General features: G+C 67.0%; 12 protein-coding genes and 1 pseudogene. 8 read left to right on the plus strand and 5 right to left on the minus strand.

Going from position 1 to position 14,133, the window contains the following annotated elements:
* Window positions 1-9 precede the first annotated feature (9 nt).
* Both H276_RS0101780 and cofC read right to left on the minus strand, forming a co-directional pair.
* Window positions 10-2,220 carry an RNA degradosome polyphosphate kinase gene (locus H276_RS0101780; RefSeq protein WP_019969591.1) on the minus strand — a complete coding sequence of 737 codons (2,211 nt, stop codon included), beginning with the start codon at window positions 2,218-2,220 and terminating at the stop codon, window positions 10-12.
* Between the two features lie 22 nt (window positions 2,221-2,242).
* The gene (gene cofC / locus H276_RS0101785; protein WP_026356474.1) at window positions 2,243-2,905 is read right to left on the minus strand and encodes a 2-phospho-L-lactate guanylyltransferase; all 663 of its coding nucleotides are present in this window, start codon (window positions 2,903-2,905) and stop codon (window positions 2,243-2,245) included.
* An 83-nt stretch (window positions 2,906-2,988) separates the two neighbouring features.
* On the opposite strand from cofC, the gene H276_RS0101790 reads away from it, so the two are divergent.
* The 3 genes from H276_RS0101790 (at window position 2,989) to H276_RS0101800 (ending at window position 6,261) form a co-directional block, all read left to right on the plus strand.
* Entirely contained in the window at window positions 2,989-3,969 is a 981-nt protein-coding gene (locus H276_RS0101790) for an NAD(P)H-dependent glycerol-3-phosphate dehydrogenase (RefSeq protein WP_036460476.1), read from the plus strand.
* 5 nt (window positions 3,970-3,974) lie between these two features.
* Window positions 3,975-5,078: a cystathionine gamma-lyase gene (locus H276_RS0101795; RefSeq protein ID WP_026356475.1), complete on the plus strand. Its 1,104-nt coding sequence runs from the start codon at window positions 3,975-3,977 to the stop codon at window positions 5,076-5,078.
* Window positions 5,079-5,139: 61 nt separating this feature from the next.
* Window positions 5,140-6,261 carry a D-alanine--D-alanine ligase family protein gene (locus H276_RS0101800; protein WP_026356476.1) on the plus strand — a complete coding sequence of 374 codons (1,122 nt, stop codon included), beginning with the start codon at window positions 5,140-5,142 and terminating at the stop codon, window positions 6,259-6,261.
* A gap of 51 nt (window positions 6,262-6,312) precedes the next feature.
* Here the strand turns inward: H276_RS0101800 and H276_RS0101805 are convergent, their stop codons facing one another.
* Both H276_RS0101805 and H276_RS0101810 read right to left on the minus strand, forming a co-directional pair.
* The gene (locus tag H276_RS0101805; RefSeq protein WP_019969596.1) at window positions 6,313-6,897 is read right to left on the minus strand and encodes a DUF3515 domain-containing protein; all 585 of its coding nucleotides are present in this window, start codon (window positions 6,895-6,897) and stop codon (window positions 6,313-6,315) included.
* 10 nt (window positions 6,898-6,907) lie between these two features.
* Window positions 6,908-7,150, minus strand: coding sequence for an Lrp/AsnC ligand binding domain-containing protein (locus H276_RS0101810; RefSeq protein ID WP_026356477.1), 243 nt, complete (start codon window positions 7,148-7,150; stop codon window positions 6,908-6,910).
* Window positions 7,151-7,257: 107 nt separating this feature from the next.
* Here H276_RS0101810 and H276_RS0101815 point away from each other — a divergent pair, with 107 nt between their 5' ends.
* Together H276_RS0101815 and H276_RS0101820 are read left to right on the plus strand one after the other, a co-directional pair.
* Entirely contained in the window at window positions 7,258-8,217 is a 960-nt protein-coding gene (locus tag H276_RS0101815) for a thiamine-phosphate kinase (protein WP_019969598.1), read from the plus strand.
* Window positions 8,218-8,293: 76 nt separating this feature from the next.
* Window positions 8,294-9,001 carry a uracil-DNA glycosylase gene (locus H276_RS0101820; protein ID WP_026356478.1) on the plus strand — a complete coding sequence of 236 codons (708 nt, stop codon included), beginning with the start codon at window positions 8,294-8,296 and terminating at the stop codon, window positions 8,999-9,001.
* 358 nt (window positions 9,002-9,359) lie between these two features.
* Here H276_RS0101820 and rpmB read toward each other — a convergent pair whose 3' ends face one another.
* Window positions 9,360-9,554: a 50S ribosomal protein L28 gene (gene rpmB, locus H276_RS0101825; RefSeq protein WP_019969600.1), complete on the minus strand. Its 195-nt coding sequence runs from the start codon at window positions 9,552-9,554 to the stop codon at window positions 9,360-9,362.
* 260 nt (window positions 9,555-9,814) lie between these two features.
* On the opposite strand from rpmB, the gene H276_RS0101830 reads away from it, so the two are divergent.
* The 3 genes and pseudogenes from H276_RS0101830 to H276_RS22415 all read left to right on the plus strand — a co-directional run.
* Window positions 9,815-11,434, plus strand: a complete 1,620-nt coding sequence (locus H276_RS0101830; protein ID WP_019969601.1) for a DAK2 domain-containing protein — start codon at window positions 9,815-9,817, stop codon at window positions 11,432-11,434.
* The gene (gene recG / locus H276_RS0101835) at window positions 11,434-13,689 is read left to right on the plus strand and encodes an ATP-dependent DNA helicase RecG (protein WP_019969602.1); all 2,256 of its coding nucleotides are present in this window, start codon (window positions 11,434-11,436) and stop codon (window positions 13,687-13,689) included. Before H276_RS0101830 ends, recG begins: the two co-directional genes overlap by 1 nt.
* Window positions 13,686-14,108: pseudogene (locus H276_RS22415) on the plus strand (hypothetical protein); the annotation flags it as partial. The gene recG and the pseudogene H276_RS22415, both read left to right, overlap by 4 nt.
* Window positions 14,109-14,133: the final 25 nt, after the last annotated feature.

The raw sequence follows: 14,133 nt of genomic DNA on the forward strand, positions 1-14,133 counted from the left end.
CGGACCCGCTCAGGGATGCCGGTGGCGTTCCATCAGCGACACTTGGTGGTCGCGTACCGTCTGGCCCTCCTGCGGCAGTGCCGCCCAATGGCCGTCGTGCTGTAGTTCCCAACACCGGGTGGCAGGATTCATGGCTGATTCGAAAATGTCGTTCAGTTTCGCGGTAAGCCGCGGGTCCTTCACCTGAGCCATGACCTCGACACGTCGGTCGAGATTACGATGCATCATGTCGGCGCTGCCGATCCAGAACTCGTCGATGGCGCGGAAGTGAATAACTCGTGAGTGCTCCAGGAAGCGGCCGAGGATCGAACGCACCGTGATGTTGTCGGAATAACCGGGGCCGCCGGGGCGTAGCGCGCAGATGCCGCGGACCACGATCTCCACGGGGACGCCTGCCTGGGATGCCCGGTACAGTGCGTCGATCACCTGCTCGTCGACCAGTGCGTTGGCCTTCACCCGAATACCGGTCGTCGCGCCGTTCCGGTGAGCTGCGATCTCCTGGTCGATCCGATCGATGATGCCCTTGCGGATGCCGCGGGGAGCCACCAACAGGTTGCGGTAGGAATCCTTGCGGGAATAACCGGTCAGCGAGTTGAACAGATCGGTGAGGTCCGCACCGATATCGGGATCGGCCGTCAGCAGGCCCACATCCTCGTACAGGCGTGCGGTTTTCGGGTTGTAGTTACCGGTCCCGATGTGGCAGTAGCGCCGGATAGCCGAGCCTTCGCGGCGGACCACAAGACAGGTCTTGCAGTGTGTCTTCAAGCCGATCAAGCCGTAGACGACGTGCACACCCGCCTGCTCCAGTGCCCGGGCCCACTTGATGTTGGCCTGCTCATCGAACCGTGCCTTGATCTCCACCAGAGCGACTACCTGCTTGCCGGCTTCGGCGGCGTCGATGAGCGCGTTGACGATCGGCGAGTCGCCCGATGTCCGATACAGAGTCTGCTTGATAGCCAGCACATTCGGATCGGCGGCGGCCTGTTCGATGAAGCGTTGCACCGTGGTCGAGAACGAATCGTAGGGATGGTGGACCAGGACGTCGCCGTCGCGCAGCGTGGAGAAGATGCTCTTGGGGGTCTCGCGCTCACCGAACGCCGGTGGGGTCGCGGGCACGAACGGCCGGTCCTTGAGATCGGGCCGGTCGACACCGTAGATCTGCCATACCGCTGACAGGTCGAGGAGCCCCGGCACCTGGATGACGTCGCCGGGATCGACGTCGAGCTCCCGCAACAACAGCTCGAGCATGTTGTCGGTCATGTCGTCGGCGACTTCCAGGCGCACCGGCTTGCCGAAGCGCCTGCGGGCCAGCTCACGTTCCAGCGCTTGCAGCAGATCCTCGTCGCGATCTTCCTCGACCTCGAAGTCCGCGTTGCGCGTGATCCGGAAGGCATGGTGTTCCACCACTTCCAGACCCGGGAACAACACCGGAAGGAACGCGGCGATGAGTGCTTCCATCGGCAGGAATCGCAACACCTGCGGATTGTCGGCCGGCGGGGGAAGTTGGACGAACCGATCGACGTTGTCCGGCACCTTGATTCGGGCGAAGTGCTGGCCGCCGTCGTCGGGATGGCGGACGGTGATCGCCAGGTTGAGGCTCAGCCCGCTGACGAACGGGAAGGGATGCGCGGGGTCGACAGCGAGCGGGGTGAGGACCGGGAAGACCTGATCGAGGAAGTAGGTCGAGAGTTTCTCGCGTTCGGCCTGGCTGAGTTCGGCCCACGTGACGATGACGACGCCTTGCTCGGCCAACCCCGGGCGCACCGAATTGAGGAACACCGCGGCGTGGCGGCTGGCGATCTGCTGCGAGCGCTCATTGATCCGGCGCAGTTGCTCGCGGGGGGACAGTCCGTCGGCCGACCGCACCGACAACCCCATCTCGTCGCGCCGTTTCAGGCCGGCGACCCGGACCATATAAAACTCGTCGAGGTTCGAGGCGAAGATCGCCAGGAACTTCAAGCGCTCCAACAGCGGCAGCGACTGGTCGGCCGCCAGCGCCAGCACGCGGGCGTTGAAGTCAAGCCAGCTCAGCTCGCGATTGAGATAGCGGTCCTCAGGCAGTGCGTCGTCGACGGCCGGGGAGGTGGCCGCCGGCGGTGCCTCGGGTGTCGCGTCGGCACCGGCCGACGATCCCGACCCGTTCGAGGTGTCGTCGCGATCGGTGTCGTCGGTCCGCAGGATCGGCTCGGCTTCGGTGGCTTCGCTCACCTGTCCGATCATTCCTTATGCGCCAGCTCTGCGGCTACCCGTGCGAGCGATGTCGGGCGAGTGATTTTGTGGTGGCCGGTCCGACTCCCAGCCGGCGGGCAGTAGACAGATCGTCCGGTGTGTCGATATCGCAACGCAGCCCCGGCCACGCGCCGGTGAGTTCGATCGCTCCGGAGTGCCGGTGGCGCGCAGCGGAATCGGCACCGAACTCCGGTTGCAGCGGCACTCCGAACGCGAACAGCGCCGAGGTCCCGGTGCCGTGCCGGTCACCGACGAAGCTGCGCGGGTGTGCTTGTGCCGCGGTCAGCGCCCCGGATAGCTCCTGGGGTTGTAAGGCGGGCAGATCCCCTTGCAGCACAGCGATATTCGTCGTAGACCTACGTAGCTCGGCCTCTGCCACGGTGATGGCGTTGTTGAGCGGGTTGTGGTGCCCGGCTGGCGTCGGATCGATGATCACCGTGGCGCCGACGGCCAGCGCGGCCTCGGCCGCGTCCTCGTCGGGGGTGACGACGGTGACCGTCGCGACTGCCGAGGCCGCGGTGATGGTGTCGACCAGCATCGCCAGCACCACCGCCTCCCGGGTGGGGGCGGAAAAGATCGGTGCCAGACGGGTCTTGGCCGCGGTGAGGCGTTTGACCGCGATCACCAGTGCGACCTCGGCGCCCGACGTAGTGCCGGCGGGGTGGATGCCGCTCATGGCAGCCATCCTGCCAGCCGGGCTGCTGCCGCGGCTCGCGCGCATACAACGGCTAGGGTGATGCCGTGGTGGAGGCTGCGGTGATGGGCGCGGGTGCGTGGGGCACGGCGATCGCTAAGGTGCTGGCGGACGCGGGTAACTCGGTGACGATATGGGCACGCCGCCCCGAGGTCGCCGACGAGATCAACACCGAGCACCGCAACAGCGACCACCTCGGCGATGTCGTGCTGCCGCCCACCATCCGTGCCACCAGTGACCCGGCCGAGGCGCTGGCCGGGGCATGCACGGTGCTATTGGCAGTGCCGGCACAACAACTGCGCAACAACCTGGAAGGCTGGAAGCATCTGATCGGTGCCGACGTCACGCTCGTGAGCCTGGCCAAGGGTATCGAACTGGGCTCGCTGCTGCGCATGAGCCAGGTCATCGCGGCGGTCACCGCGGTCGATCAATCCCGGATCAGTGTGGTGACCGGACCGAACCTGGCCAGCGAGATCGCTGCCATGCAGCCGGCCGCGACGGTGGTCGCGTGCAGCGATTCCGGCCGCGCGGTCGCGTTGCAGCGCGCGATGGCTACCGGATACTTCCGGCCGTACACCAACGCCGATGTCGTCGGTGCCGAGATCGGCGGCGCCTGTAAGAACGTCATCGCGCTCGCGTGTGGCATGGCGGTCGGCGTCGGGCTCGGGGAGAACACGCTCGCCGCGATCATCACCCGTGGGCTGGCCGAGATCCTGCGCCTGGGCATCGCCCTGGGCGCCAAGCCTGCCACGCTGTCCGGGCTGGCAGGCGTCGGCGATCTGGTCGCAACGTGTACTTCACCGCGCTCGCGTAACCGGACGTTCGGCGAGCGACTGGGCAGGGGCGGCACCATGGAGTCGGCACTGCTCGCGGCAGGCGGACACGTCGCCGAGGGGGTGTCGTCGTGTGAGTCGGTGTTGGCCCTGGCTTCCAGCTACGACGTCGAGATGCCGCTGACCGAAGCCGTCCACCGGGTGTGTCACAAGGGGTTGTCGGTAGACGAGGCCGTTGCACACCTGCTGGGACGCAGCACCAAACCGGAGTAGAAATGATCGAAGGTACGTACGGCGATTCCACTCGCAGCGTCAAAGCCGTTGGGTCCGAATCAATCCCAGGCGTTCCGGTGGCGCCGATGCCCATTCCGGCGTCGACCTATCACCTCTCGCCCGACGACACCGAACCGCAGGACAGCTACGGGCGTAGCTCCAATCCGTCCTGGCGGCAACTGGAAGCGGCGCTGGCGGAACTGGAGGGAGCATCGGCGGCGCTTACCTTCGGATCCGGCATGGCGGCCATCACGTCGGTGTTGCGGGTGCTGACCAAACCGGGTTCGACGCTCGTCGTGCCTGCCGACGGCTACTACCAGGTCCGGCGGTATGCAGCAGAATACCTTGCGCCACAAGGGGTTGATGTCATCGAGGCGGCAGTCGGCGAGATCTGCCAAGCCGCGTCGAACGCAGACGTGGTGCTGGCTGAAACGCCGGTCAATCCCGCGCTGGACGTCGTCGATCTGCACAGGCTCGCGCTGACCTGCCGGGGCCGCGGCGCCACACTTGTCGTCGACAACACCACCGCGACCCCGCTGGGCCAGCAACCGCTGTCGTTGGGCGCGGATCTGGTGGTGGCCAGCGCCACCAAATCACTGGCCGGCCACAGCGATCTCATCGCTGGTTACGTCGCGGGCAGTCAGCCCGAACTGATGGCCGCGGTGGAACGCGACCGGCTGCTGGCCGGGCCGATTCTGGGAGCCTTCGAGGCCTGGTTGGTGTTGCGCAGCTTGGGCAGCGCGGGGTTGCGCTTCGAACGGCAGTGCCAGAACGCGCAGGCGCTCGCGGTGATGCTGCGCAAGCATCCGGCCGTGCGGTCGGTGCGTTACCCGGGGCTGCCCGAGGACCCGTCGCACGATCTGGCCGCCACACAAATGCAGCGGTTCGGTGGTCTGGTGTCTATCGAACTGGCCGACGCCGCGGCGGTGCATGCGCTGGTCGAGCGCAGTGGGCTGCTCATCGCCTCGACCAGTTTCGGCGGGATTCACACCTCGGTGGACCGTCGTGCCCGCTGGGGCGACGCGGTGCCGGCCGGATTCGCCCGGATATCGGCCGGCATCGAGGACACCGACGATCTGATCGCCGACGTCAACCAGGCGCTCAGGTAGAACCGCAGGTCAGGACGCACTGAAGGGTGAAGTCCGGCCGGGGCGGTAGCCTCTCTAGGTTGTGACTGCCCGCAATCAGCCCGGATCCCGCGTCCGCGTTGCCGTTGTCTACGGCGGACGTAGCTCCGAACATGCCATTTCCTGTGTGTCGGCGGGCAGCATTTTGCGCAACCTCGACCCGGAACGCTTCGAGGTGGTGGCCGTCGGCATCACCCCCGAGGGTTCCTGGATGCTCACCGACGGCAGTCCGGAGACCCTGGCCATCACCGATGGCCAGCTGCCCGGTGTCACCGACACCTCCGGTACCGCGTTGGCACTGCCCGCCGATCCGTGCCGCAGCGGCCAGCTGTTGTCGCTGGGCTCCGGTCCCGGGCGGGTGCTGGCCGCCGTCGACGTGGTGTTCCCCGTGCTGCACGGGCCCTACGGCGAGGACGGCACCATCCAGGGTCTGCTCGAGCTGGCCGGGGTGCCCTACGTCGGCTCCGGGGTGTTCTCCAGTGCCGCCGGGATGGACAAGGAATTCACCAAGAAACTGCTTGCGGCCGAGGGGCTGCCCATCGGCGATCATGCCGTACTGCGGCCCAAAGACGCCACTGTAGATCTGGAGCAGCGCGAGCGGCTGGGTCTGCCAGTGTTCGTCAAGCCATCCCGCGGTGGATCCTCGATCGGTGTCAGCCGCGTGACCACATGGGACGAGCTACCCGCGGCGATCGAGCTGGCTCGCCGCCATGACCCGAAGGTCATCGTCGAGGCTGCGATCCCGGGGCGCGAACTGGAATGTGGTGTCCTCGAATTCCCTGATGGCTCTGTGGAAGCCAGCACCGTGGGGGAGATCCGGGTGGCCGGGGTGCGCGGTCGTGAAGACGGCTTCTACGACTTCGCCACCAAATATCTCGTCGACGCCGCCGAACTGGATGTACCGGCCAAGCTCGATGACGACATCGCCGAGGAGATCCGCCGTCTCGCCGTGCGCGCGTTCACGGCGCTCGACGGCCAGGGACTCGCGCGTGTGGATTTCTTCCTCACCAACGACGGGCCGGTGATCAACGAGATCAACACCATGCCCGGATTCACCACCATCTCGATGTTCCCGCGGATGTGGGCGGCCAGTGGGGTGGACTATCCGACCCTGCTGGCGGCCATGGTCGAGACGGCGCTTGCCCGCGGAACCGGCCTGCGCTAGCGCACGTGAGGAGCGAATTCGGGTTCGGCGCACGTGAGGAGCAAGTCGGCTTCAGCGCAGCGGCCCTGGATCCGGCGCCCGGGCCGGCATGGTTCGGGTGATCTGCGCCGAGATCAGTTGAATGGGCGTCGGACCGGAACCTGCGGGCAGGGTCAGCGCCACGTAGACCGGTCGGTCCACTGCGTACCACGTGCTCCTGGCCTGCTCCGGTGTGCCCGCAGCGGCGGCGCCGGGTGCCGCGCCCTCGTCGCTGACCTGGAACCACTGCACGTCATCGACCATCTGCACCGGAGCGCCGACGATGAAGTCGCCGGGCCGTTCCAATCCGCACCTCAAGACGACCGGTTCGGTGCCCGACTCGCCCTGCCACGCCGCCGTGCCCACGGGAGTGGGGTCGACGGTCGGCGCACGCAGGAAGTCGCCCAGCTGTTCGGGTAGGCCATCGAGCAGGGCACCGCATTCGGGGCTGTTGGCCTGCGGAGCCGGGACCGAGGAGATCGCCACCGGCGGGTGTTCCGGGGAACGCTGATGTGCCGCTGCGATCCCGAGCACAGTGATCAACACCGACACCGCCACCACAACTGCTGCGATGAGCAGGGCACGGGGCGGGCCGTCGGCGGTCTGCTGGTCGGTCACGCCGCCAACTCTATGGCTGCGCTCCGTTGGCGATCGGGCAGGTCAGCGTCCGGGTGATTCCGGCGACCTGCTGCACATTCGGGACCACGTCGGGCTGCAGGGCGGCCAACGTGGCCGCGCCGATGCGCAGCACCACGTCGTAGGGTCCGGTGACGTACTCCGCCGACTGCACGCCGGGGAGCGTCGCAAGATGCTTGGCGACGACCTCGGCGCGACCCACCTCGGTCTGGATCAGCATGTAAGCCTCTACCACCCGCTGTCTCCTCCGTATCCATGCATAGACTCAGTCGCCGCAGGCACCAAACGTACCGCAGGGCCGCCCGGTGTTTCAGGGCACAGCGGCGACCAGCAGGAGGCGATATGGCCGGCGAGAACAATCCGGATACTCTCGCGGGGGTCGGCGAGTTCACCGTCATCGACCGGTTGGTGGCGGGGCGGGAACAGCCCGCGACGGTGGCGCTGGGACCCGGCGATGACGCCGCAGTGGTGCGCGCTGACGACGGCCGCACCGCAGTGTCGGTCGACATGCTGGTGCAGGACCGTCATTTTCGGCTGGACTGGTCGACGCCACATGACATCGGGCGCAAGGCCATCGCGCAGAATGCCGCCGACATCGAAGCCATGGGCGCTCGGGCCACGGCGTTTGTCGTCGCGTTCGGCGCACCCGCCGACACCGCCAGCGCGGCGGCTGTCGAACTCGCCGACGGGATGTGGGACGAAGCGCATCGGCTCGGTGCGGGCATCGTCGGCGGTGATCTGGTGCGGGCCCCGTTGTGGGTGGTATCGGTCACGGTCCTGGGTGATCTCGAAGGCCGGCCCCCGGTGCTGCGCAGTACCGCCCGCGCCGGTGACACCGTCGCGGTGGTCGGTGAGCTGGGGCGATCTGCCGCGGGATATGTACTGTGGCACAACGGTATTGACCAGTATCCTGAGTTACGGCGGCGGCACTTGGTACCTGTGCCGCCGTACGGCCAAGGGGCGGCCGCAGCCCGCGCCGGTGCCACCTCGATGACCGATGTGTCCGACGGGTTGCTCGCCGATCTCGGCCACATCGCGACGGCTTCGGGGGTCGTCATCGACCTGTGCGCCGACGCGCTCACCGCCGACTGCGCCGCGGTCGCTGCCGCCGCGTCGGTCACCGGTGCCAATCCGTTGGACTGGGTGCTCGGTGGTGGCGAGGACCACGCGCTGGTGGCGACCTTCGCCGGAGCTGTGCCGGACGGGTGGCGGGTGATCGGCCGGGTGATCGACGGTCCGGCGCGGGTGCTGGTCGACGGCGACGCGTGGGTGGGAAACCCGGGATGGCAGTCGTTCGATTAACGGCTCAGGCTAAGTTGGTTTTTCGTGACGGCGGACGCGAGGAGCCAATGATGACGGCGGACGCGAGGAGCCAATGATGACGGCGGACGCGAGCAGTTCAACAACGGCACGGCCTCTGAGTGAACTTGTCGAGGCCGGCTGGGCGCGGGCTCTTGAGCCGGTAAGCCCGCAGGTGGCGCAGATGGGGGAGTTCCTCCGCGAAGAGCTCAGCTTCGGCAGGCGTTATCTGCCGGCCGGGCAGAATGTCCTGCGCGCCTTCAGTTTTCCATTCGACCAGGTGCGGGTGCTGATTGTGGGACAGGATCCTTACCCGACGCCCGGGCATGCGGTGGGCCTGAGTTTCTCGGTTGCCCCCGACGTGCGGCCGCTGCCGCGCAGCCTGGCCAACATCTTTACCGAGTACACCGAGGACCTCGGTTACCCCCAGCCCAGTACCGGTGATCTGACGCCGTGGGCGCAGCAGGGCGTGCTGCTGCTCAACCGTGTGCTCACCGTGCGGCCGGGCACTCCGGCATCGCATCGGGGCAAGGGATGGGAAGCGGTCACGGAATGCGCGATCCGGGCATTGGTGGCTCGGCAGCAGCCGATGGTGGCGGTGTTGTGGGGGCGCGATGCGTCGACCCTGAAACCGATGCTGGCCGAAGGTGATTGCGCGACTATCGAGTCCCCGCACCCATCACCGTTGTCGGCGTCGCGCGGATTCTTCGGATCCCGGCCGTTCAGCCGCGCGAACGAACTCCTGCAGCAGAAGGGTGCCGAGCCGATCGACTGGCGGCTGCCCTGAGGGGATTCCCGCTCATGGCATTCCGGGCGACCCAGGAATCGCCGGAGGTGCAGGATGACTGGCGGCGACGGAACCACGACAGTGTCGTTCCAGTCGCTCGGCGTGGTGAACCCAGTGGTCGGCTGATCGCCGGACTTGCTGCCCCCGCACGCCATCAGGGCCGAAGCCACCGCTAACGTACAGGCGCATCCGTACAGGAATCGGACGAACAGTGAAGAGAATTCATGCCGGCAGGAGGCACTCTGCCGGGCCCCACAATCAAACGGCCGCAGCGCTGCTGACTAACCAGCTCAGCCGTGCCGGTTTTCGTCTTCGCGCAAGCGCTCAGCCGCGCCGGTTTTCGTCTTCGCGCAAGCGCTCAGCCGCGCGAGACCTTGCCGGCCTTGATGCAGGACGTGCAGGCGTTCACACGCTGCTTGTTGCCACCCGGGCGTGCCACGGCACGCACCGACTGGATGTTCGGATCCCAGCGCCGATTGGTCCGCCGATGCGAATGCGACACCGACTTGCCGAATCCCGGCGCCTTCCCGCAGATATCGCACACGGCAGCCATATCAACACTCCTCGAAATCAGTACTTGGGGGTCTGGGCCTGGTCACCGCAAATCAACGCGGCTCGACCCGACAACCCGATCAGAATACCGGCCGGCCAGGGTATCGCCAAAATCGTCGATCAACCGCGTGTCAGGTTATGCACAGGGCCCGGTGCTCTGATCAGCATTGTCGCTGGCACTGGCTAGGCTGACGCGCACAGCGGCCACGCCGCACGGTGCCTGTTCTCGGCTGGGAACGGCTCGGGATTGGAGGGGGTTCGATGGCTGCTCGCCGGCTTGACGCCTCCGCTCTGCGCGCGTGGGCCCACACTGCCGTCGAAGAGCTGATTGCGCACACAGACGAGATCAACCGGCTCAATGTGTTCCCGGTGCCCGACGCCGATACCGGCACAAACATGCTGTTCACGATGCGTTCGGCGTGGGCGCAGGTAAACGGGGATCGGGCCGGTGACGTTGCGCAGGTGGCAGCCGCGCTGGCTGCGGGCGCGCTGCAAGGAGCCCGCGGAAACTCCGGGGTGATCCTCTCGCAGATCTTGTCGGCCGTTGCCGAGGTGATTGCGTCCGCCGCGCTCCAGCGCGAAGGTGATCTGGCCGACATCGACGGTGTGCTGTTTGGCGCGGCTCTGCGACACGCCGTCGCACTCGTGGTCGCATCCATGGACGAGCCGGTTTCGGGCACCATCGTCTCGGTGCTGCAGGCGGCTGCAGGCGCCGCCGAGCACTGCGCCGCCGACGGAGCCGACATCGCCGCGGTCAGTCTGGCCGCAGCAGAAGCCGCCGGCGCGGCGCTGGACCGGACGCCGCATCAACTCGACGTGCTCGCCGAGGCCGGTGTGGTCGATTCCGGCGGCCGCGGCCTGCTGGTACTGCTGGACGCGATGACGTCCACGATCGCGGGATGTGCGCCGCACCGGCCGGCGTACCAACCATCGGCTCAACCGACTCGCCCCGCCACCGCGGCCCCGCCACAGTTCGAGGTGATGTATCGGCTCAGCGGATGCGGCCCTGGCGCCGTCGAAGGGCTGCGCGCCGGGCTGGAGCAACTGGGCGAGTCGGTGACTATCGCCACCTTCGGCGGTGCCGAGTACTCGCTCCACGTCCACGTCGATGACGCCGGAGCAGCCGTCGAGGCGGGTTTGGCAGTGGGGACGCTCAGCCGTATCCAGATCACGGCACTGCTGGGCGGTGCCGGGGCGATCCCCGCCGCTGGCTGGTCGCGGGAGCGGGCGGTGCTGGCGGTGGTCGACGGCGACGGCGGTGCCGAGCTGTTCGCCGGTGAGGGGGCGGCGATATTGCGCTCCCGGGACGCTGAGCCGATCAGTGCCAAGCAGCTGCTGCGGGCTCTCGTCGACACCGGGGCCGCGCAGGTGATGGTGCTGCCCAACGGCTACGTCGCTGCCGAAGAGCTTGTTGCGGGCTGTACAGCTGCCATTGGATGGGGCATCGACGTGGTGCCGGTGCCGACCGCCTCCATGGTGCAAGGGCTGGCCGCGTTGGCCGTCCACGACGGCGCCCGTCAGGCCGTCGACGACGGTTACGCCATGGCCCGCGCGGCTGCGGGGGCGCGGCACGGCGCCGTGCGGGTAGCCACTGAGGAAGCCCTGACCTGGGCCGGTACCTGCAAGCCCGGAGACGGACTCGGCATCGCCGGCGACGAAGTGCTGATCGTCGGTCCAGATATCACGGCCGCGGCCGCCGGGCTCATCGATCTGCTGCTGATGGCCGGCGGTGAGCTCATCACGGTGCTGACCGGCGACGGAGTCACCTGCGAGGTGGGCCGAGCACTGCAGGAGCACGTGCACAGCAAGCATCTCGGGGCCGAGTTGGTGACCTACCACACCGGGCACCGCGACGACGCCCTGCTGATCGGAGTCGAGTAGTGGCCGGCCTCTCCGACCGGCTGGACCTGGTAATCGGGGCCAAGTCGGCCAAACCGCTCGAGGAGCACTTCGGTATCCGCACCGTCAACGATCTGCTGCGGCACTATCCCCGCAAGTACAGCGACGGTATGACGGTCCGCGGTGAGGGTGAAGCCCTCGACCTGGAAGAGGGCGAACACGTCACCTTCATCGAGGTCGTCACCGAGACCAAAGAAGGGACCATGAAGCCCGTCTTCGACAAGAAGACCGGGCGGCAGAAGACCCGCAAGTGGCTGCGTGTCACGCTCGGCAAGCACCGGCCCGCCGTCACCGCAACGTTTTTCAATGCGGGGTGGATGGTGGACAAGCTTCCGGTCGACACCAGGCTCATGCTCTCCGGTGAGGTCAAGTACTTCCGTAATACCCTGCAGCTGGACCATCCGGCGTTCCTGGTGCTCGACTCGCCGTCGGGTAAACAGTTCGGTACCAAGTCGCTGAAAACCATCGCGACGGCCTCCGGCGCCAGCGGCGATGACATGCTGGCCGCCTTCGAGCGGGAGTTCTTCCCGATTTATCCGGCGTGCGCCAAGGTGCAGAGCTGGGATATCTACTCCTGCGTGCGTCAGGTGCTCGACGTCCTCGACCCCGTACCCGACCCCCTACCGGAATCATTTGTCCAACAACGGAATCTGATGTCCGAAGACGAAGCGTTGCGGGCCATTCACCTGGCCGAGAATGCGACGCAGCGCGACCGGGCCGCCGAACGGTTGACCTATGACGAGGCGATCGGGCTGCAATGGGGCCTGGTGGCCCGGCGCCACGGCGAATTGAGTGAGTCAGGTCCGCAGGCGCCGTGGACCGACGACGGGCTGGCCGCCGAGTTGTTGCGGACGCTGCCGTTCGAGCTGACAGCGGGCCAGCGTGAGGTGCTCGACGTGGTGTCGGCCGAACTGGCCTCGACCCGCCCGATGAACCGGATGCTGCAGGGCGAGGTCGGCTCCGGCAAAACCATCGTGTCGCTGTTGGCGATGCTGCAGATGGTCGACGCCGGCTACCAGTGTGCACTGCTGGCGCCCACGGAAGTGCTTGCTGCCCAACATGCCCGGTCCGTGCGTGAGGCGCTGGGGCCGCTGGCGATGGCAGGCGAGCTCGGTGGCGCCGAGCACGGTACCCGGGTGGCGCTGCTGACCGGATCGATGTCGGCGGCGCAGAAGCGACAGGTGCGCGAGGAGGTCGCCTCCGGTGCGGCCGGCATCGTGATCGGCACCCATGCCTTGCTGCAGGACGCGGTGGAATTCGAAAACCTCGGCATGGTGGTGGTCGACGAGCAGCACCGGTTCGGCGTGGAGCAGCGGGACACATTGCGTGCCAAGGCTCGTGAGGGTTTCACCCCACACCTGCTGGTGATGACGGCCACGCCGATTCCGCGCACCGTCGCGCTCACCGTGTACGGCGATCTGGAGACGTCGACACTGCGTGAACTGCCCCGCGGTCGTCAACCCATCACCAGCAACGCCATTTTCGTGTCACAGAAGCCGGCGTGGCTGGATCGCGCGTGGGCGCGGATCCGCGAGGAGGTTGCCGCCGGCCGCCAGGCCTATGTGGTGGCGTCACGCATCGACGAATCCGACAAGGATCCCAAGGAGTCAAAAGACGGCAAGCAGGCCGGCCCGCCCCCGGTCACCGTCGTCGACCTGTTCGACGGGCTGCAGCGCGGGCCACTGTCGGGGCTGCGGCTGGGTCTCATGCACGGTCGGCTGCCCGGCGATGAGAAGGATGGGGTGATGTCGGCTTTCCGGGCCGGTGAACTCGACGTCCTGGTGTGCACCACCGTGATCGAGGTTGGTGTAGACGTGCCCAACGCCACGGTGATGGTAGTGATGGACGCCGACCGGTTCGGCATCAGTCAGCTGCATCAGCTGCGCGGCCGGATCGGTCGCGGGCAGCATCCGAGCCTGTGCCTGCTAGCCACCCGGCTGCCGGAATCTTCCAAAGCGGGGGAGCGGATCAAGGCCGTCGCCGGCACCCTCGACGGCTTTGCTCTCGCCGATCTCGACCTCGACGAGCGTCGCGAGGGAGATGTGTTGGGGCTCAACCAGTCCGGGCGGACCATCAATTTGCGGTTCCTGTCGCTGCGCGAGCATCTGGAGGTGATCACCGATGCGCGGGAATACTGCGAATCGTTCTATGAGCAAGACCCGAACAATGCCGGGATGGGCCTGCTGGCGGCCCAGTTCATCGAGACCGACCGTGTCGAGTACCTGGACAAATCGTGAACCGGCTGGCGTGGTTGGCGATCGCGGTGGCATTGACGGTCGTCGTCGCCGTCCAGGTGACGCAGTCTGCGCAGAGGTCCAGCCGGTTCGTCGCAGAAGCCGACATACCGACCCTCGCGGCCGGAACCGATGTGCTGGGTGGAATCCCTGAGATTCCGGTTCGGCTGCACGGCAACGACTATCGCCGCGCGGCGTTCGGCGAGGCCTGGGACGACGACAACAGTGCACCCGGTGGGTACAACGGCTGCGACACCCGCAACGACATCCTCAACCGCGATCTCACCGACAAAACGTACGTCGCGATCAAGCGGTGTCCTACCGCCGTCGCGACCGGCACCCTCCACGATCCCTACACCAACGCCGTCGTGGCCTTCGTCCGTGGCAACCAGGTCGGGGCCTCGGTCCAGATCGACGACATCGGATCTGTAATTTTGACAAATGGAG

The organism is Mycobacterium sp. 141 (assembly GCF_000382405.1).
Lineage (GTDB): Bacteria > Actinomycetota > Actinomycetes > Mycobacteriales > Mycobacteriaceae > Mycobacterium.

Bases quoted from the DNA above. Each gene is read 5' to 3' on its own strand.
- H276_RS0101780 (WP_019969591.1), bottom strand. From the start codon at position 2,220: ATGATCGGACAGGTGAGCGAAGCCACCGAAGCCGAGCCGATCCTGCGG.
- cofC (WP_026356474.1), bottom strand. From the start codon at position 2,905: ATGAGCGGCATCCACCCCGCCGGCACTACGTCGGGCGCCGAGGTCGCA.
- H276_RS0101790 (WP_036460476.1), top strand. From the start codon at position 2,989: ATGGGCGCGGGTGCGTGGGGCACGGCGATCGCTAAGGTGCTGGCGGAC.
- H276_RS0101815 (WP_019969598.1), top strand. From the start codon at position 7,258: ATGGCCGGCGAGAACAATCCGGATACTCTCGCGGGGGTCGGCGAGTTC.
- H276_RS0101820 (WP_026356478.1), top strand. From the start codon at position 8,294: ATGACGGCGGACGCGAGCAGTTCAACAACGGCACGGCCTCTGAGTGAA.
- rpmB (WP_019969600.1), bottom strand. From the start codon at position 9,554: ATGGCTGCCGTGTGCGATATCTGCGGGAAGGCGCCGGGATTCGGCAAG.
- H276_RS0101830 (WP_019969601.1), top strand. From the start codon at position 9,815: ATGGCTGCTCGCCGGCTTGACGCCTCCGCTCTGCGCGCGTGGGCCCAC.